This is a genomic window from Streptococcus suis (genome assembly GCF_002960445.1).
In the GTDB taxonomy this organism is placed as follows: Bacteria; Bacillota; Bacilli; order Lactobacillales; family Streptococcaceae; genus Streptococcus; species Streptococcus hyiners.
Genome location: NZ_POJD01000392.1, coordinates 1 through 287 on the forward strand (window position 1 = coordinate 1; position 287 = coordinate 287).

Annotated in this window: 1 pseudogene; it reads left to right on the forward strand. The window is 41.1% G+C overall.

From position 1 onward, the window contains the following. Nucleotides 1–287, forward strand: a pseudogene (locus tag C1G53_RS12225) (transglutaminase); the annotation flags it as partial.

Genomic DNA, 287 nt, shown 5'->3' on the forward strand with positions numbered 1-287 from the left:
TTTTTCTGTCGCTCATGATTATCCAGAATTTTACTGGCTAACTGATGAAGCAGCAATGAGTGGCGGAGTTGATATATTGGATTTAGAAGAGCCAGTGTATCCGACTGATTTATCTCCGACACGAAATAAAATAGAAGAGGAAGTGAATAAGATACTTGCTCAGGCACCGACAGGGTCGGACTATGAGAAGGTTAAATATTTTTACGAGGTGATTATAAAGCAAACGGATTACGACCTTGAAGCCCTACAAACCAACTCTGTCACGTGGAGAAGCCAAGGAATTACCA